This is a genomic window from Alishewanella sp. HL-SH06 (assembly GCF_052656265.1).
The window spans coordinates 2,810,711-2,828,656 of record NZ_CP199752.1; the positions used below are offsets into that span (position 1 = coordinate 2,810,711).

General features: G+C 46.5%; 19 protein-coding genes. All 19 read right to left on the bottom strand.

What is annotated here, in order from left to right; genetic code table 11:
* Position 1: 1 nt before the first annotated feature.
* A complete protein-coding gene (locus ACUJFK_RS12910) occupies positions 2–778 on the bottom strand; it encodes a ParA family protein (RefSeq protein WP_445425122.1) in 777 nt (258 codons plus the stop codon).
* The gene (locus ACUJFK_RS12915; RefSeq protein WP_445425123.1) at positions 778–1,743 is read right to left on the bottom strand and encodes an OmpA family protein; all 966 of its coding nucleotides are present in this window, start codon (positions 1,741–1,743) and stop codon (positions 778–780) included. The genes ACUJFK_RS12910 and ACUJFK_RS12915 overlap by 1 nt, the downstream gene beginning before the upstream one ends.
* A 3-nt stretch (positions 1,744–1,746) precedes the next feature.
* Positions 1,747–2,490, bottom strand: a complete 744-nt coding sequence (locus ACUJFK_RS12920) for a flagellar motor protein (protein ID WP_306178091.1) — start codon at positions 2,488–2,490, stop codon at positions 1,747–1,749.
* Positions 2,483–3,643, bottom strand: a complete 1,161-nt coding sequence (locus ACUJFK_RS12925) for a protein-glutamate methylesterase/protein-glutamine glutaminase (protein ID WP_306178090.1) — start codon at positions 3,641–3,643, stop codon at positions 2,483–2,485. Before ACUJFK_RS12925 ends, ACUJFK_RS12920 begins: the two co-directional genes overlap by 8 nt.
* A gap of 11 nt (positions 3,644–3,654) precedes the next feature.
* The gene (locus ACUJFK_RS12930; RefSeq protein ID WP_445425124.1) at positions 3,655–5,802 is read right to left on the bottom strand and encodes a chemotaxis protein CheA; all 2,148 of its coding nucleotides are present in this window, start codon (positions 5,800–5,802) and stop codon (positions 3,655–3,657) included.
* Between the two features lie 15 nt (positions 5,803–5,817).
* Positions 5,818–6,570 (bottom strand): protein phosphatase CheZ, encoded by a 753-nt coding sequence (locus ACUJFK_RS12935; RefSeq protein WP_445425125.1) that lies wholly within the window; start codon positions 6,568–6,570, stop codon positions 5,818–5,820.
* A gap of 26 nt (positions 6,571–6,596) precedes the next feature.
* Positions 6,597–6,980, bottom strand: coding sequence for a chemotaxis response regulator CheY (cheY, locus tag ACUJFK_RS12940; RefSeq protein WP_226751841.1), 384 nt, complete (start codon positions 6,978–6,980; stop codon positions 6,597–6,599).
* 42 nt (positions 6,981–7,022) lie between these two features.
* Complete coding sequence (locus tag ACUJFK_RS12945) at positions 7,023–7,742, bottom strand: RNA polymerase sigma factor FliA (RefSeq protein ID WP_371930733.1); 720 nt, start codon at positions 7,740–7,742, stop codon at positions 7,023–7,025.
* Positions 7,743–7,750: 8 nt separating this feature from the next.
* Positions 7,751–8,617 carry a MinD/ParA family protein gene (locus ACUJFK_RS12950; RefSeq protein ID WP_445425126.1) on the bottom strand — a complete coding sequence of 289 codons (867 nt, stop codon included), beginning with the start codon at positions 8,615–8,617 and terminating at the stop codon, positions 7,751–7,753.
* Positions 8,610–10,034: a flagellar biosynthesis protein FlhF gene (gene flhF / locus ACUJFK_RS12955; protein ID WP_445425127.1), complete on the bottom strand. Its 1,425-nt coding sequence runs from the start codon at positions 10,032–10,034 to the stop codon at positions 8,610–8,612. The genes ACUJFK_RS12950 and flhF overlap by 8 nt, the downstream gene beginning before the upstream one ends.
* Before the next feature lie 9 nt (positions 10,035–10,043).
* The gene (flhA, locus tag ACUJFK_RS12960; RefSeq protein WP_445425128.1) at positions 10,044–12,152 is read right to left on the bottom strand and encodes a flagellar biosynthesis protein FlhA; all 2,109 of its coding nucleotides are present in this window, start codon (positions 12,150–12,152) and stop codon (positions 10,044–10,046) included.
* A 187-nt stretch (positions 12,153–12,339) separates the two neighbouring features.
* Entirely contained in the window at positions 12,340–13,470 is a 1,131-nt protein-coding gene (flhB, locus tag ACUJFK_RS12965) for a flagellar biosynthesis protein FlhB (protein ID WP_445425129.1), read from the bottom strand.
* A gap of 9 nt (positions 13,471–13,479) precedes the next feature.
* Positions 13,480–14,253, bottom strand: a complete 774-nt coding sequence (gene fliR, locus ACUJFK_RS12970) for a flagellar biosynthetic protein FliR (protein ID WP_445425130.1) — start codon at positions 14,251–14,253, stop codon at positions 13,480–13,482.
* Complete coding sequence (fliQ, locus tag ACUJFK_RS12975; protein WP_226751835.1) at positions 14,253–14,522, bottom strand: flagellar biosynthesis protein FliQ; 270 nt, start codon at positions 14,520–14,522, stop codon at positions 14,253–14,255. Before fliQ ends, fliR begins: the two co-directional genes overlap by 1 nt.
* On the bottom strand, positions 14,519–15,265 hold the full coding sequence (gene fliP, locus ACUJFK_RS12980) for a flagellar type III secretion system pore protein FliP (protein ID WP_226751834.1): 747 nt from the start codon (positions 15,263–15,265) through the stop codon (positions 14,519–14,521). The genes fliQ and fliP overlap by 4 nt, the downstream gene beginning before the upstream one ends.
* A gap of 8 nt (positions 15,266–15,273) precedes the next feature.
* Entirely contained in the window at positions 15,274–15,879 is a 606-nt protein-coding gene (gene fliO / locus ACUJFK_RS12985; protein ID WP_445425131.1) for a flagellar biosynthetic protein FliO, read from the bottom strand.
* On the bottom strand, positions 15,879–16,259 hold the full coding sequence (gene fliN / locus ACUJFK_RS12990) for a flagellar motor switch protein FliN (RefSeq protein WP_226751832.1): 381 nt from the start codon (positions 16,257–16,259) through the stop codon (positions 15,879–15,881). The genes fliO and fliN overlap by 1 nt, the downstream gene beginning before the upstream one ends.
* 5 nt (positions 16,260–16,264) lie before the next feature.
* Positions 16,265–17,353 (bottom strand): flagellar motor switch protein FliM, encoded by a 1,089-nt coding sequence (gene fliM, locus ACUJFK_RS12995; RefSeq protein ID WP_306178082.1) that lies wholly within the window; start codon positions 17,351–17,353, stop codon positions 16,265–16,267.
* A 12-nt stretch (positions 17,354–17,365) separates the two neighbouring features.
* Positions 17,366–17,884, bottom strand: coding sequence for a flagellar basal body-associated protein FliL (fliL, locus tag ACUJFK_RS13000; RefSeq protein WP_445425132.1), 519 nt, complete (start codon positions 17,882–17,884; stop codon positions 17,366–17,368).
* Positions 17,885–17,946 lie beyond the last annotated feature (62 nt).

Below are 17,946 nucleotides of genomic sequence, written 5' to 3' on the forward strand. Positions count from 1 at the left end.
ATTAAGCCTCCGGCGTTAATTGCAGCAAATAAGTCAGCAACGTATTGTAAGCAAATACACCACGAGCATTGCTGGCAAACATATGCGGGGGCGTTTGTGCTAACGACGCATCGCGAAACTTCGTATCAATAGGAACCACAGAAGACCACACCTGATCCTGATACGTCTCTTTTAACGCTTTATAAGCTTCTAGCGAGGCTCGGGTACGTTTGTCGTACATAGTGGCAATTATAGTATAAGATAAAGCTTGTTTAGAGCCGCGCATTAACGCCATGGTCGCAATCATACGCTCTAAACCTTTCAGTGCCAAAAACTCGGTTTGTACCGGTATTAACACGCGCTGACATGCCGCCAGCGCATTGACCATTAAAACCCCCATAACCGGGGGGCAATCAATCAATACATAGTCGTAATCGGCGGCAATTAACTGTAAGGCTTTTTTCAGTAATAAGCCCATACCCCCTTTATTGCCCATGGCACGATCGAGAGTCGCTAACGACATGGATGCGGGCAGAATATCTAAACCTTCAGCCTGAGTCGGGCACAGCGATTGTAATATTTCTTCACGGGTAATCTGTTTACCGCGCATAAAAATATCAAACACACTCACTTCTAGCTCTTCGGCATCAATACCAAAATAGTAGGTTAAAGAAGCATGGGGATCGGTATCGACTAACAGCACACGATGACCGCGCTCGGCCAATAAGCCACCAAGCGTCACTGTGGTGGTGGTTTTACCTACTCCACCTTTTTGATTTGCGACTGTCCAAATAACCACTATTTAGGATCCTGTCCTTGCGGCACGGCGTCAGGGTTTTCCTGACGCGTTGTAATACGTATCCCGCCCCCAGGTAAAGCAATAACTTGAATAGAACCATCTTCTTGAGTGACTTGACGCAGTTGCTGCTCTAAGGCGGCATCTGCTTCTGGGCTTAGCTGCTCGGGCCGATAACCATAACGAGAAATGGCAATCACCACTTTACGATTTTCAGCCCGACCGCTGGCGGTACTGTTATCGGCACTGGGATAATACTGACCGAAGCCTTCAATTGCCATACGATGCGATGGCGTACCAGACTCTTCTAATAAGCGTAGCACTGAAGTGGCACGTGCAACGGATAATTCCCAATTAGATGAAAACACTTCATTACGGATAGGAATATTATCAGTATAGCCTCTGACTCTTAAAAAGTTATTGATTGGATTAATGATTTTGCCAATTTCTTTTAACAAAGTACTGGCTGACTCTGTTGCAGTGGCGCTGCCTGACGCAAATAATAACCCGCTGTTTAGCTCGATCACCAACCAATCTTCATCTTGCAGAAGCTTAGCGACTCCTTGTTCAATTAAATTACTTAGCGCCTGTGTCAACTCTTGCTCTATGGATTGTAAGGCGCTGCCTAAAAAGCGTTGTCTGACATCAGATAAGGTCGCTGAGTCGGCAACCAGTTCCGGCCCTTGCGCCGGTTCAAGGGAAGTACCGTACAATGGAAAATCACTTTGTTTATTGCTTAACGGTAATAAGGTTTCACCGGTGGCGGCGGTTTGGTCTTTGACCGTTTTATCAAAAACTTTGGTAATAGAATCGGTGAGTACACTAAACTCTTCATTTTTGACTAAAGATAACGCATAAAGCACAACAAATAAGGCAAACATTAAAGTCATGTAGTCAGCATAGGACACCAGCCAACGATCAAGATCTTCGCGTTCAGTTTGTTGCTGAGAACCTCGATGTCGATACATACATTAACCTGGTCGATAGGCGGCAAGTTTCCGCTCAATAGTCCGCGGATTTTGCCCTTGGGCAATAGACACTAAGCCTTCAATAATCAACTCGTGATAAAGACTTTGTTGCTGAACTAAGTTTTTTAATTTGTTCCCTAAAGGAATAAATACAAGGTTCGCGAAACCAACGCCATAAATGGTGGCTACAAAAGCAGTGGCGATGCCCAAACCGAGCCTATCAGGATCACTGATATGACTCATTGCTTGAATAAGCCCCAATACCGCGCCAATAATACCGATAGTCGGGCTGTAACCACCCATCGCTTCAAAAATACGAGCGCCACGCAGTAAACGTTCGCGAGTCAAACTTAATTCAGCATCTAAGGTGATTTGTAAGGTGTCGGCTTCTGCACCATCAACTAATAAGTTTAAACCACGATGTAAAAACGGATCGGATTCTTCTAGTGCTGCCGATTCCAATGACAAAAAGCCATTAGCGCGCGCTGAATTTCCCCACTCAACAATCCGGTTCATGGTTTGTTGTACAGGTAGCGCCCGGGGTAAAAAAGCCCATGGCAGCATAGATAAGCCCAAGCGAAATTGTTGAAATGGGGTTTGCAACATTACTGCACCCAGCGTGCCACCAAATACAATAATAAACGCCGGTAAATGCATTAAGGTACTGAGTGTACCGCCTTCTAAAACAAAGCCGCCAGCAACCGCTACTACCGCCAGTATAAAGCCAATAAACGCCAACTTATCCATGCTTTAGTTCCGTCAATATTCTTGCAGCCACATCAGCTAAAGGCACTTCCGCATCCATTAATCCTGCTGCTGCAATCGCTTGCGGCATCCCATAGACAACACAACTGGCTTCATCTTGCGCCCAAATGGTTGCGCCCTGCTGTTTCAGCATACGTGCACCTTCGCGACCATCAGACCCCATACCGGTTAATACAATCGCCAGCACTTTTTGCTGAAACACCCTTGCGGCAGTAGCAAAGGTGACATCCACACTGGGTTTAAAATTAATTCGCGGGGAATCATCATCTTTGATTTTTAAACGCGCTTGGCTTTCATTGCCATCCACCAACATTTGTTTGCCGCCGGGCGCTAAATAAGCCACACCTGGGCGCAACAGTTCATTGTCTTCGGCTTCTTTAATTTCAATTTTGGCCAACGAGTTTAATCGCTGCGCAAAAGCGCCGGTAAAAGCCGCAGGCATATGCTGAATTAGGATAATCGGTAACGGGAAGTTAGCGGGTAACGCCGTTAAAATACGTTGTAAAGCAACGGGACCACCGGTAGAGGTACCAATGGCAACCAGTTTATATTCTTTACCACTGCTTTGGGTCACGGCAGAGCTGCGTGGGGTTAACGTAGGCCGTGGCATGGCACTGCGAGCCCCGAGGCTGCGACTGGCATCAGCTAATGGCCGCGTTGTTACATCGGCGGTGCGCGTCGTTGGCATAGCAGTTTTTGCTAACGGAGAGTGTGCGAATGTACTGCGACCTAGGGGGCGACGTCTTGCAACCGCTTTAACGCGATCGCGTAACACATCGATAGCTTCTTGCTTATCGCGGGCAATATCTTCAAATTTTTTCGGTAAGAAATCGACAGCCCCTGCTTCTAGCGCGTCTAAGGTCGCTTTCGCGCCTTCATGTGTTAGCGAAGAAAACATTAAAATAGGGATACGCTGAGTTTTCAGTATTTCGCGAACCGCAGAGATACCGTCTAATACGGGCATCTCGATATCCATGGTGATCACATCCGGTTTTAACGCTAATGCTTTCGCTATGGCTTCCTGCCCATTATTTGCAGTATCAATCACCTCTAACTCGGCATCAGCCGATAACATTTCGGTTAAGCGGCGGCGGAAAAAACTTGAGTCATCAACGATTAATACCCTAATAGTCATGCAATACTCACTTAACCACGTAGCGTTTTAAAGCGCTCGAATTTTATTTTTGACTTTTTAGCATAATGCTTAAGCAGGTTTGGCACGTCTAAAATCAAGGCGATACCACCATCAGAAGTTATGGTAGCACCAGCCATGCCAGGTGTACCTTGTAATAAAGCATCAAGCGCTTTGATCACCACTTCTTCTTGGCCAATCAGTTGATCAACCACAAAACCTACCTGCTGCTGGCCGATTTGCACGATCACAACATGACCTTGTTCGCGGCGCAGCTTTTTATCAGAGCCTTTGACCAACCAATGTTCGAGGTAAAACAAGGGTATGGCTCTGTTGCGCACCACGATGGTTAACTGGCCATCAACAATATTCGTTTTTGCTAGATCTAGATGAAAGATTTCATTGACACCGGCTAAAGGTAAAGCGAAGGTTTGTTTACCTACCACCACCATTAAGGTTGGCAAAATAGCTAAGGTTAACGGCACCTTGATTTCTAGCGTAGTGCCCTCACCCAATTTCGAACTAATATGCACGGTACCGTTCAGTTGAGTGATCTTGGTTTTCACCACATCCATGCCGACACCGCGACCAGATATATCTGAAATCTGCTCTTTAGTTGAAAAGCCGGGTGCAAAAATCAAATTAAAGGCATCGGTATCCGACATTCTGGCGGCCGCGTCGGTATCAATAACACCACGTTTAATGGCAATACCTTTGAGTTTTTCTGGATCCATACCGGCACCATCATCTTGAATGGTCAACAGAATATGGTCCCCAGCTTGGGTAGCCGCTAATTTCACAATACCGGTCCGTGCCTTACCTGCAGCTGCACGGACATCAGGCATTTCAATGCCGTGGTCAACCGAGTTGCGCACCAAATGGACTAACGGATCGGCTAAGGCTTCCACTAAGTTTTTATCTAAATCGGTTTCTTCACCTTCAAGAATTAGATCGATATCTTTTTTCAAAGAACGTGCTAAATCACGCACCACACGAGGGAAACGACCAAATACCTTCTTAATGGGCTGCATGCGCGTTTTCATCACCGCGCCTTGAATATCCGCAGTGACCACGTCAAGGTTGGCAATCGCCTTAGTCATTTCTTCGTTTTGCGTTGAGCTAGATAAGCTTACCAAACGATTGCGCACCAACACTAACTCACCAACCATATTCATGATTTGATCGAGGCGTTTAGTATCGACTCGTACCGTTGTTTCAGCTGCAGCGGCAGCCGGCGGTGCGCCTTTATCCGCTGGCGTTGCCACAACTGGTGCAGCCGTTGCGGCAGGCGTTTGCGGTGTTGTTACCGGTGCAGGTGGAACTGGACGCTCCGTAGCTTTAGCCGCCGGGGGTGTCACTGGCGCTTTGCCTTTGCCATGCAATTGATCTAATAAGGCTTCAAACTCGTCGTCAGTAATTTCGTCATCTTTTGGCGCAGCAGTTTTTGGCTTGACGGGTTCAGTCTCTGCAGGAACTTTAGCTGGAGTGTCGCTGTTAAAACTGCCTTTACCATGTAACTGGTCTAACAGGTTTTCAAATTCGTCATCGGTAATGTCATCAGACATATCAGCGCCAAGATCAGCACTCGTTGTCGCAGTAGGCGCACTATCACGACCGGGGGCACCGCTGCCATGCAGCTCATCAAGCATACGCTCGAATTCTGCTTCAGAAATACTGTCGATATCACCCGCATCTTCAATTTCGGCAGCCGCTTGAGCCGTTGCGGCTGGCGGCGCTGGCACTGCTGGCGCTTCAGCGACCGGATCTGCAGCGGCAGGTTCACTGTAGTGATGGAGTGCCGCTAGTAAATCAGCCGCCGCTGGCGTTAACGGTTGCCGAGCTTTGACTTCGGTAAACATGCTGTTGACCGAATCGAGCGCTTGCAAGATCACGTCCATTAATTCTGGCGTTACCGAGCGTTTGCCTGTTCGTAAAATATCAAATACGTTTTCCGCGCCATGACAAACGTCAACTAATTCGGTTAGCGATAAAAACCCCGCCCCACCCTTCACCGTGTGAAAACCACGGAAAATGGCATTAAGTAGCGGCGCGTCATCTGGGTTATTCTCTAACTCAACTAACTGTTCTTGCAGCAACTCCAAAATTTCACCGGCTTCTACCAGAAAATCCTGAAGAATATCTTCGTCCATATCAAAGCTCATCTGCAGACACCTCAGTTAAAACCCTAAGCTAGACAGTAAGTCGTCGACATCGTCCTGACCATTTACTACATCTGCACGCTCAGCGGCATCAATAATCGGGCCTTCGGCAGCAACCAACGTTTTAGTTTTACTTTTTGCGGGTTGTTGTTCCAGAAATTGCGAACTGGATTTACCAAAAGCAGTAACAAGACCGATAAGGCTTTCTTCGACTTCTCGTACTAGTTCAATCACACGGCGAAGAATCTGCCCAGTAAGATCTTGAAAATCTTGCGCCATCAAAACGTCAGTTAACAAGCTGTTTAGACGTAATGATTCGCTCGAAGTTTTTTGTAAAAAACCATCAATATTATGACAAAGCGCTTTAAATTCAGCTAAGGGCAAATCGCGCTGCATCAACTTTTGCCATTGCGGCATTAATTGCCCAAGTTGTTTAGTGATCTCATCCGCAATCGGTAAACAAGATTCTACGGCATCCATGGTACGGTTAGCGGCTTGCTCTGTCATATCAATAACATGGTTTAAGCGCTTTTTCGCATCAGGAATATCTTCTTGCAAAATATTGCTAAGAGCAGGATCAATTCGGAAGTTTTTTAAGGAATCGTGCAGTTGTCGGGTAATTTTACCGACCTCAGCAAATAGCTCAGACGAGCCAGGCGTACCTAGCTGTTGCACCAGTTGATTAGCAACTTCTTGCTCACCAATCTCCAGTAGCTGAACGAGTTCTTTTGCTTGTTCAAGCGTAATTAATGGGACCTTACTCACAGGCATGGCTTTACTCCTTGGCAAGAAACGGTTTAACCGATCCGCTCAAATACTTTCGCCAGCTTTTCCTGTAAGGTTGCAGCAGTAAAAGGTTTGACGATGTAACCATTAACGCCAGCTTGAGCTGCCGCGATGATTTGTTCTTTTTTAGCTTCAGCCGTTACCATCATCACCGGAATGTGCTTCAGCTTAGCATCGGCTCGAATTGCTCTTAGCAAATCGATACCTTGCATACCCGGCATATTCCAATCTGTGACCACGAAGTCAAAATCTCCGCCTTGTAACATTGGTAAAGCCGTGCTGCCATCATCTGCTTCTGAAATATTTGTAAAGCCTAGATCGCGCAACAGATTTTTGATGATGCGTCTCATAGTAGAAAAGTCATCTACCACAAGGATTTTCATATTTTTATTCAAAGTCCCCTCCGAAGAGAAAGTCATCCAGATAATATGGATGCATTACAACCAAGCCTGCATTCGGCCTTTTAAACGCACCAATGCCTGACTATGAATCTGACTGATACGAGACTCGCTAACATCCAGCACCGCCCCGATCTCTTTTAAGTTTAGTTCTTCATTATAATAAAGCGACAGCACTAACGCTTCTCGCTCTGGTAAACTGCTGATAGTTTTGGCAAGTGCATCGTTAAAGGCGCTGTTAGCTTGATGCTGATATAACTGATCGGTATCGCTATCATCAGCAGTGACCAACACGTCTTCAGAAATACCAAGGTCTTCAATACCAATAATTCGACCCGAGCTAACATCACTAATCATATGATGATATTCATCTAATGATATAGCAAGTTTTTCTGCAACTTCATAATCTTTAACGTCGCGACCCAACTCAGCTTCTAGCTCGGCGATGGTGTCGGCAATTAAACGGGAATTACGATGCACTGAACGCGGCGTCCAATCGCCGCGACGAATTTCGTCTAGCATGGCGCCGCGAATACGAATGCCTGCAAAGGTTTCAAAACTCGCGCCTTTGCTACCATCGAAATTTTTCGCAGCTTCAATTAAACCGATCATCCCAGATTGAATTAAGTCATCGACTTGCACACTGGCCGGCAAACGGGCCAATAAGTGATAGGCAATACGTTTGACCAGCGGAGCTTGTCGCTCCACTAACTGTTGCATGTGGTCTACGCCACCATAAGCGGCAAGCTTACTGTTCACAGAACCCCCTAATCAGACTGTGGCTGTACTAACTGCTCCAGAAAAAACTCCAGATGCCCAGATGCACTGCCTGGCAACGGCCATTTCACGGCTTTAAGCGCTAAGGTTTTAATTGCCATACTCGCCGGTGTTGTTGGGAAGGCTTCAATAAAAGCTTTCTGTTTGCGCGCAGCTTTGCGCACGTTTTCATCCTGTGGCACGGTGGCCACTAATTCTAAACTGACATCAAGAAATCGATCAGTAACACGAGTCAGTTTAGCAAATAATTCTTGGCCTTCTTTTAGGCTGCGCACCATATTCGCTACAATTTTAAATTTATCGACGCCATGGTCGCGACTTAAAATCTTCATTAAAGCATAAGCATCGGTAATGGAAGAGGGTTCATCACATACGACCATTAAGACATCTTGCGAGGCACGAGAGAAACTAAGCACCATATCGGAGATACCCGCGGCGGTATCAACTAATAATACATCAACCGGCGTGTGTAATTCACTGAAGGCACGAATTAAACTAGCATGTTCTACCGGAGAAAGCTCCGTCATATTTTGACTACCGGAGGTGGCAGGCACAATTTTAATACCGTAAGGCCCCTCTACTAAAATATCGTCTAAAGTAGCCGATCCAGCAAGGACATGGGATAAATTTTTATCGACGCGCAAGCCCAACATCACGTCGCAATTGGCTAAACCGAGATCGGCATCAAGTACTAAAACCTTTTTCCCCAGCTGGGCCAGCGCCATAGCCAGATTCAATGTAACGTTGGTTTTACCCACGCCACCTTTACCGCCGGTTATGGAAATCACTTTTACCATCTGTTTTTTCATTTTTCTAAGGCCACTGGCTTGATCATCGGCTAATACATCTTTAGGCATAGGCAGCTGCTACCTGCGTTGTGTCGTCTTGATACCATTGATGGCGGTTATCACTGTGTTGTTGACGTAACTGCTCCGCTTCTTTTACTAAATCGGCCGCGTCAGGAATCCGAATATCTTCTGGCACACGTTGGCCATGTGTTAGGTAACTGACCGGCAAGGCATTTTGTAATGCCACATTGATCACTTCACCTAAACTTAAACATTCATCCAATTTGGTGAAAATACAACCTGATAAGCCAATGCGTTTAAATTGTTGCACACTTTCTTGCATCACGCGCGCCTGAGCTGTGGCTGACAATACCAGATAACTTTTTATTTTAACACGAGAATTATGGACCAATGACGCAAGTTTCTCGGCTAAACGCACATCGCGTTGACTCATGCCGGCAGTATCAATTAAGACCAGTTTACGCTGTTGTAGCTGATTCAACAATATCGCCAGCTCTTCGCTATCTTTCGCCTGTTTAACTGGGCAACCGATAATGCGGCCAAATGTCGCCAGTTGTTCAAAAGCACCAATCCGAAAACAATCTGTGGTAATTAAAGCCACTTGATCAACACCGTGTCGTTTGGCAAAACCCGCGGCAAGTTTGGCTACGGTGGTGGTTTTGCCTACACCTGTTGGGCCGACTAAGGCAATAACCCCGCCTCGACGCAAAATATCATCATTAGTGGTATTTAACTGCCCTGTGAGTAATTCTAGCGCAGTATTCCATGCAGCAGCGGCATTTAAATCATCGGGCATGAAACAGGCTAACTGATCAGCGATTTGCTCAGACAAGCCCATTTGTTGCAAATTTTCAATCACAAGTGCCCGCACGGGCTCGCGCCGAGCTAAATCTTGCCACATTAAACCCGAGACTTGATGCTGCAGTAATTGGCGCATCGACAGCATCTCAGTTTGCATTTGGGCGAACTGTTGCTGCATTAATTGTGCTTGAGCTTGCTGGGCTTGACTAATTTCTTGCCATTGTGCTGACTGAGCTTGAGTATTGCCAGAATTTTGACGTTCAAATTGTGGGGCTTTTTGTAACGCCGGCTCAGCAACCTTTTGCTTGGTTAGTGCCGCTGCGGGGGCTTGCGGTTCCCGACCTTGTTGCTTGATCATTTGTCTGGCGAGTAAGGCGCGTAATGAATCTGCTGGATCCGCTTCTGGCTCGTCATCAACACTGACACTAAAGCGAGGCTCGGCGCGTGCACTGGCACTTGCTATCGTTTCTGCAGTATTAGAAGCCTGTGATGGCGTGGCTTGGCGAGGTGTTGCTGCTGGGGCTTCTGCATCAATCGCCGCAACAATTTCAACACCACCAGCGACTTTTTTATTAGATAAAATAATTGCATCGGCGCCGAGGAACTCTTTGACTTCTGCCAGGGCGCTGCGCATATCTTTGGCAACAAAGCGTTTAATTTTCATGAGTTACTCCTAATTCTGCTGACCGATTACACTAACGATTCGAATTTGTTTGTCATCGGGGATCTCTTGATATGACAACACTCGTAGTCCTGGGATAGTGTATTTCACGAATCGTGCCATGACTGAGCGTAAAATTCCTGACGTCAGCATAATGGCACTTTCACCGGTCAACTCTTGGTTTTGATGCGCTTCTTGTAATGACTGCTGAATGCGATCGGCTAACCCGGGTTCAATACCTGCGCCATCGTTACCCGCAGCCTGCATGGATTGATGCAACATTTGTTCAAGCTCAGGCGCAAAAGTAATCACCGGGATCTCAGGTTTACTGCCCACCACCTCTTGCACAATAAGCCGACGTAAAGAAATACGACAAGCCGCAGTTAACACATCAACATCCTGACTTTTTGCGCCATATTCCACCAAAGTTTGTACAATTGTGCGCATATCACGGATAGGCACACCCTCGTGTAATAAGTTTTGCAGCACTTTTACTACGGTTGTCAGTGGCAGTGTTTCAGGGACTAAGCCTTCCACTAGCTTAGGTGAGTGCTTGGCCAGCATATCTAACAAATTTTGAACTTCTTCATGGCCTAATAAGCTGGCGGCATGATTAGTTAAAATTTGACTAAGATGCGTAGCAACAACGGTGGCCGCATCGACCACGGTATAACCTAGTGTTTGAGCATGTTCACGCTGATCTTTACTGATCCACACTGCATCCAAGCCAAATGCCGGATCTTTGGTGGCAATACCTTTTACCGTACCAAACACTTGGCCAGGGTTAATGGCTAACTCATTATCGTGGCGTAATTCCCCCTCACCATTGGTTACGCCCATCAGAGCCACCCGGTAGCTGTTCGGCTCTAAATCAAGGTTGTCGCGAATATGGACTGGCGGTACCAAAAAGCCCAACTCTTGTGATAGCTTTTTACGTACGCCTTTAATCCGATTTAACAACTCGCCGCCCTGGGCTTTATCTACAAGCGGGATCAAACGATAACCCACTTCTAAACCAATGGTATCAACGCCATGCACATCGTCCCAACCGATCTCTTTCACAGTTTGTGATTCAGGCTTAGGTTGGCCAACCGTGGCTGCGCGCGGTTGCAAGGCCGTCGCTTTTTCACTGGCAATTTTTTTAATATACCAAGCTACGCCGCCCAATAACGCTGCTAGGGATAAGAATGAAAAGTGTGGCATGCCGGGCACAACGCCCATTAATGTCATCACGCCAGCGGCGACAAACAACACATGGGTGTTATCCCCCAACTGACTGGTCATTTGCTTGCCCAGATCGCCTTCTTTGTTTTGGCGGGTGACGATAATGGCAGTACCAATCGATAATAATAAACCCGGGATCTGCGCAACCAAGCCATCACCAATGGTCAGCAAAGTATAAATTTCCATCGCATCGCCAAAACTCAGATCGTGCTGCATCATGCCGATAAACAAGCCACCAATCAGGTTGATCACCAAAATAACGATACCGGCGATAGCATCGCCTTTTACGAATTTACTGGCACCGTCCATCGAGCCATAAAAGTCGGCTTCGTTAGTCACATCTTCGCGACGTGCTTTGGCCTCTTCTTGGGTAATTAAACCGGCATTTAAATCAGCATCAATAGCCATTTGCTTACCAGGCATCGCATCTAAGGTAAAACGTGCAGACACTTCTGCGATACGACCGGCACCTTTGGTCACTACCACAAAGTTGATGATAATTAGGATCAGGAAGACCACGATACCCACGGCATAGTTACCACCGATAACGACCGAGCCGAAGGCTTCAATGACTTTACCGGCCGCATCGCCGCCATTATGACCTTCCAGCAACACGACACGGGTACTGGCTACGTTAAGCGCTAAACGTAAAATGGTCGCAATTAAAATCACGCTGGGAAAAATACCGAAATCTAACGGCCGTTTGGTATAGATGGTGACCAGCAACACCACCAGCGCCAGCGCGATATTAAAAGAGAATAAGACATCCAGCATAAAAGGTGGCAGCGGTAATACCACCATAGCCAATGCCGCCAAAATTAAGACTGGCGTGCCGACACCCTTAAGGTGTTGAAGTTGGGATCGATCAAATTTACTGTAAAGCTGGCTCAACTGCATGGATAACCTGACAATTTAATGACGGAACAACAGGCTAAAGCAATAAACGTTCCAGTATCAGGTGAGGTTATTGAAAAGCAGCTAAATGAGCGATAAAACCGTGCCGACACTTTATCGGCACGCTTCGCTAATTAGTGTTTAGTGTTTAGTGTTTAGTGTTTAGTGTTTAGTGTTTAGTGTTTAGTGTTTAGTGTTTAAATTCATCAGGGATGGGTAGCTCTTTCGCCAGATTTTTCGGCCGAGTGCCTTTGCCTTTACGATACAAGCGTAATTGGAAAACATAAGCGAGCACTTGCGCCACAGCCGCGAATAATTGTTCGGGGATCGGGTGATCAAGTTTAGTCGTGTAATAAATCGAGCGGGCTAGCGCCGGTGATTCAATCACTGGGATTTTATGGCCATTGGCAATTTTTCGAATATGCATGGCGATATCATCGACGCCCTTGGCAACCACCACCGGTGCGCGGAATTTGCCTTGATCATACTTTAACGCGACCGCATAATGCGTTGGGTTCGTGACGATCACATCCGCTGTGGGGACTTGCTGCATCATCCGTTTCATCGACATCTGCATTTGCGTGCGACGGATCCGCGCCTTAATCTCTGGGCTACCCTCCGAGTTTTTATGCTCGTCTTTAATTTCTTGCAGCGACATTTTTAACTGCCGCACATGATTCCACTTTTGATAAGGGGCATCGACGATAGCAATTAACGAAGTACTAGCACAAAGCCCTAAAAACAACCATCCTAAGAAATATAACGCTGATTCAATATTATTCGGTTCGCTCATTAACGACAGCGCCATGATATCCATAAAAAACAGCTTTAACAGAAAAAAGGCCACACCCACCACTACTGCCACTTTTAAAAAGCTTTTACCCAGCTCGACCAAAGCTTGTAGACCGAACATGCGCACTAAACCTTTCATCGGGTCCATTTTACTGGCTTTAGGGCCTGCGGCTTGCCAACTAAAGTTAAAGCCACCTAAGAGGGTATTACCTAAAAATGCGGCAATAAGGATCAGAGAAAATATGCCGATTAAGGGCATAATAAGCTCGCCACCCGCATCCCCCCAGGCAGTGAACATGGAATTTGTCTCAAAAATATCTTTTTCATCCAACCGTAACATGCGCTGACCAATCGTCAGCACGGCCATGGCTAACATCTTGCCAAACACCAATAAAGCTGCGGCGCTGCCAATAAGCACAAAAGCCGTGCCAAGGTCTTTTGAGCGGGCTATCTGGCCCTTTTCTGCTGCGTCTTGCAGCTTCTTGGGCGTGGGCTGTTCGGTTTTTTCTGCGCCGGAATCTTCTGCCATGCCAGCCTCCTAGCAACTGATCAGCCGACAGCTGTAATCAATTACATGCTGCCACTGTTTATCGTAATGGAATAAAAAGGTATCGAGTGTTAACCATAAAATCAGCAAGCCTGAAAGCATGGTTACAGGGAAACCAATCGAGAAGATATTCAACTGCGGTGCAGCTCGGGTCATGATGCCAAACGATAAATTGACCATCAACATAGCGACAATCGGTGCTAAGGCAATTGCTAGCGAAGTGGCAAACATCCAACCGCCAAACTCAACTATGGTCCAGTAGTGCGTCACATCCCACCATTGACCGTTAATCGGCAGAGTATCGAAACTAAACACTAGCATCTGGATCATAATCAAATGACCATCGAACACAAAAAACAACAAGGTGGCTAAAATCAGATAAAACTGACCGATAGCCGGAACCGTCATGCCGCTCGCCGGATCGGCCATTGATGCGAAGGCTAAACCGGTTTGCGCTGCCAGTAATTGCCCTGCCAACACAAAGGTATTAATAAACATCAACGAAATAAAACCAAGGGCAAAGCCAATGGTAATTTGCAACAGCACTTCTAAAACCATGGCAAAAGAAATCAACTCTGGGTAAACCGTTTTTGGCAACATTGGCATCATCACTAGCGTGATCATCACCACTAAACCGGTTTTGATCCGCGTGGGGATAGTGCGCACGCCCAAGCCAGCCATAATCATCAACATACCTGTCACTCGGCATAGCGGCAGCAGAAAATCAGCAATAGCCTGTAAAAGCGTTGCCATCAAAATTTCCATTAGCCCACTACCGTTGGAATGCTTTGATATAAGTCGACGGTATATTCCATGATCACCCGAACCAACCAATGCCCGCCGAACATCAACGCTAATAAAGTGACAATTAAACGCGGTAAAAAGCTTAAAGTTTGTTCGTTAATCGAGGTCGCCGCTTGAAAGATTGCCACAATTAAACCGACAAACAATGATGGCAAAATAATGGCGCTGACCAGTAAGATCACGATAAATAATGAATCACGCAACACATCAACAAAGATCTCTGGACTCATGTGCCGACTCCATAACTGGTGGCCAAGGTGCCCATCACTAAAATCCAGCCATCGACCAGCACAAACATCATTAACTTAAAGGGTAAGGAAATAATCATAGGTGACAACATCATCATACCCATGGCCATCAAGACGCTGGCTACCACAAGGTCGATAATCAAGAACGGGATAAATAACATAAAACCTATTTGAAACGCCGTTTTTAATTCGCTGGTGACAAAAGCCGGGATAACAATAGTCATCGGATAATCTTGCGGCTGCACAGCCACATCTAAGCCCGCAATCTGCGCAAAGGTATCCAAGTCTTTAACCCGCGTTTGATGCAGCATAAAGGCTTTTAAAGGCACAATGGCCGCATCAAGTGCCTGCATCGGATCCAGGGTTTCAGCAAGGTAAGGTTGGATGGCTTGCTCATTGATGTTTTTAAACACCGGCGCCATGATAAAAAACGTTAAAAACAGCGTGATGCCAATAAGTACTTGGTTAGACGGAGTTTGCTGTAAACCGATAGCTTGGCGCAGGATGGCCAGCACCACGATGATCCGAGTAAAACTGGTCATCATGATCACCATCGCCGGCACAAAGCTGAGCGCGGTCATGATGGCCAGTACTTGCAGTGTGACACTGTAAGATTGTGAGCCATCAGAATTGGTCGTTACAGTCAGTGCCGATAAACTGCCATTATCGGCCAACAGATCAGGACTTAGCAGAGCTAACAACAACAGAAACAACAATCGCAACATGGAAAAATCTATTTTTTCAGGAATGATTGCAACTGTGTATGAAAGTCTGATGCCAACTTTTCTTCGGGAAGCGGATTTTCTAATTCAAACAGCAAATTAATGTTATGTGGCGTCACGCCAATAACACGTTGTTTGCCTTGCATTTCAATAACTAAGATACGTTCACGCTGCCCTAATGGCAGAGATGAAATGACTTTAATATGTTTAGTACCTGGCAGGCGTAACGACAGTTTTTTAAACAACCACCCCAAACCAATCACTAAAACAACCACCAGCGCCAGAGAAATGACGATTTTCATCAAGGTCATCGAGCTGGGTGTTGCTGCACTATTATTCTCGGCCGCTTTCAGCCGAGCTGTACGATCGCTTGCTGTGTTATTGTCAGCCGCTGGTGCTGCTAATGGCGCGCTGGTGTCTTTTACTAAGGGGTTAGACTCGTCCGTGACTACTTCAGCGGGTACCGGCTCAGCCAGCTCTGGCTTGTTGACCGCAGGCTTAACCGTGGCCGCAGCGCGCTGCTGCGGTGAGTCTGTTGCAGGCGGCGCAGTAGCTAATGCCTGCAGAGGCAGCCACAGGCAACAGGTTAAGGCGAAAAGTAAGCTACTATTACGCATTAACGTAACTTCTTAATCCGCTCAATTTGGCTAATCACATCCGTTAATCGGATACCAAATTTGTCGTTAACCACCACCACTTCACCGTGCGCAATCAGGGTGCCATTAACTAACACATCTAATGGCTCACCGGCGATCCGTTCGAGCTCCACCACCGAACCTTGGTTCAGTTGCAGCAAATTACGAATACTGATTTTAGCGCGGCCTACTTCCATCGAAATAGTCACGGGAATATCTAAAATAGTATCGAGTTTACGCTTATCTAGCGAATTGCCTTTATCGTCTTTTAATTCTTCAAGATCGACCTTTTTTGCATCACCACCTTCAGCCTCAGCCATCGCTGCTGCCCATTCGTCCATTGTGTCTTGATCTTCAGCCATCGTTGTTACCTTCTTTCCCGCTCACCGATATATAAATCGGCCTCTAATTCTGAAATATCTGCATCATTGTCTAAGCGACGGCCACCTTTGGTGAACACTTGTAGCTCAGACTTAACCGATTCAGGTCGCTTAATCTTCTCGGAAATCTTCAAGGCGACATTATCGCGAGAACGCCCCAACTTCGCACGATACGTCGGTAAATCTTCTACCAGCACGGTAATATGCTCTGGCATTTCGACCGGAATAATATCGCCCGCTTTTAATTCCATGATTTGCCGCAGCGTCAAGTCAACTTCCAGCATTTTGGTGCTGAGATCGACTTTGACGTCCATAATTTCATCACGCAAGGCTCTAGACCAGCGTAAATCGGTGTCTTCTTTATCGCTTTGCACACCGGCATCTAACAACTCGCGTATCGGTTCTAGCATTGAATAAGGCAGAGCAACGTGGAAATCACCGCCGCCGCCATCTAATTCAATATGAAATGAGCTGACCACCACGACTTCAGTGGGGCTGACGATATTCGCCATGGCGGGGTTCACTTCCGAGTCCAGATATTCAAAGGACACATCCATTACTGGCGCCCAGGCTTCTTTATAATCTTCGAAAATGAGTTTTAATAACATCTGAATGATACGACGCTCGGTAGGCGTAAATTCACGCCCTTCAATTTTGGCATGATAGCGGCCATCACCACCAAAGAAGTTATCTACCAAGATAAACACCAGCCGTGCTTCCATGGTAATCAGGCCCGTACCTTTTAAGGGGCGGAAACGCACCATGTTTAAACTGGTTGGCACAAATAGTGTGTGCACATATTCGCCGAATTTAATCATTTGCACGCCGTTAATCGACACTTCGGCAGTGCGGCGCATCATATTAAACAAGCTAATGCGCATGTGCCGAGCAAAACGCTCGTTTACCATCTCAAGCGTAGGCATCCGACCACGGACGATACGATCCTGCGAAGAGAAGTCGAATTGAATAGATTGACGCCCTTCTGTGGCTTCAATCCCTTCGATATCTTCTTCTTCTACGTCATCGACACCATGTAATAGCGCATCAATTTCATCTTGGGACAATAAATCGGACACGGTTGCTCACTCTTATTGCATAACAAAACCGGTAAATAGCACTTCGGCTATCACCACAGAACCCACCACATCCAGCATGGCGTTTTGTAAATCAATTAACGCTTTGTTCTTTAATTCTTCTTTGCCTGTAGCTGAAATTAACTCGTCAGCATTAGCAGCACTAAAGGTGGCTAATAAGGCGCTTTCAATTAACGGAATATTCTTCAGCGCCAGCGCTTGATTTGCTTCGCCTCGCACCATTAATTGCACCCGGATTTGCACTAAGCGATCTCGCGATAAACCGGCTACGTTAAATACGAATGGTCGCGGCAATTGCACATAAAGCGCCGTACCCTGCACCACCGATGTACCGTCGGCAGCAGTTCCACTCCCTTCTTCAGCCACTTCAGCACTGGCAGCGGGTGTATCTGAACCCATAAAGAAAAAATAACCGCCACCGGCACCCGCTAATACCACCACGAGCGCAATCAGCATCATAAGCTTTTTCTTTTTGGCTCCCTGATCAACAATCTCTAACTCATTATCTGCCATTCTGTATGGCTCCCTTTGCCGTCAAAAAACTGACTAAATTACTGGTATTATGCTCACCAGTC

What these genes read in the sequence shown, in the direction of transcription:
- fliL (WP_445425132.1), bottom strand. Translation starts at nt 17,884, where the DNA reads ATGGCAGATAATGAGTTAGAGATTGTTGATCAGGGAGCCAAAAAGAAA.
- fliO (WP_445425131.1), bottom strand. Translation starts at nt 15,879, where the DNA reads ATGCGTAATAGTAGCTTACTTTTCGCCTTAACCTGTTGCCTGTGGCTG.
- ACUJFK_RS12915 (WP_445425123.1), bottom strand. Translation starts at nt 1,743, where the DNA reads ATGTATCGACATCGAGGTTCTCAGCAACAAACTGAACGCGAAGATCTT.
- fliR (WP_445425130.1), bottom strand. Translation starts at nt 14,253, where the DNA reads ATGGAAATTTTGATGGCAACGCTTTTACAGGCTATTGCTGATTTTCTG.
- ACUJFK_RS12920 (WP_306178091.1), bottom strand. Translation starts at nt 2,490, where the DNA reads ATGGATAAGTTGGCGTTTATTGGCTTTATACTGGCGGTAGTAGCGGTT.
- flhB (WP_445425129.1), bottom strand. Translation starts at nt 13,470, where the DNA reads ATGGCAGAAGATTCCGGCGCAGAAAAAACCGAACAGCCCACGCCCAAG.
- fliP (WP_226751834.1), bottom strand. Translation starts at nt 15,265, where the DNA reads ATGTTGCGATTGTTGTTTCTGTTGTTGTTAGCTCTGCTAAGTCCTGAT.
- flhA (WP_445425128.1), bottom strand. Translation starts at nt 12,152, where the DNA reads ATGCAGTTGAGCCAGCTTTACAGTAAATTTGATCGATCCCAACTTCAA.
- ACUJFK_RS12930 (WP_445425124.1), bottom strand. Translation starts at nt 5,802, where the DNA reads ATGAGCTTTGATATGGACGAAGATATTCTTCAGGATTTTCTGGTAGAA.
- fliN (WP_226751832.1), bottom strand. Translation starts at nt 16,259, where the DNA reads ATGGCTGAAGATCAAGACACAATGGACGAATGGGCAGCAGCGATGGCT.
- ACUJFK_RS12925 (WP_306178090.1), bottom strand. Translation starts at nt 3,643, where the DNA reads ATGACTATTAGGGTATTAATCGTTGATGACTCAAGTTTTTTCCGCCGC.
- fliQ (WP_226751835.1), bottom strand. Translation starts at nt 14,522, where the DNA reads ATGAGTCCAGAGATCTTTGTTGATGTGTTGCGTGATTCATTATTTATC.
- flhF (WP_445425127.1), bottom strand. Translation starts at nt 10,034, where the DNA reads ATGAAAATTAAACGCTTTGTTGCCAAAGATATGCGCAGCGCCCTGGCA.
- ACUJFK_RS12935 (WP_445425125.1), bottom strand. Translation starts at nt 6,570, where the DNA reads ATGCCTGTGAGTAAGGTCCCATTAATTACGCTTGAACAAGCAAAAGAA.
- ACUJFK_RS12950 (WP_445425126.1), bottom strand. Translation starts at nt 8,617, where the DNA reads ATGCCTAAAGATGTATTAGCCGATGATCAAGCCAGTGGCCTTAGAAAA.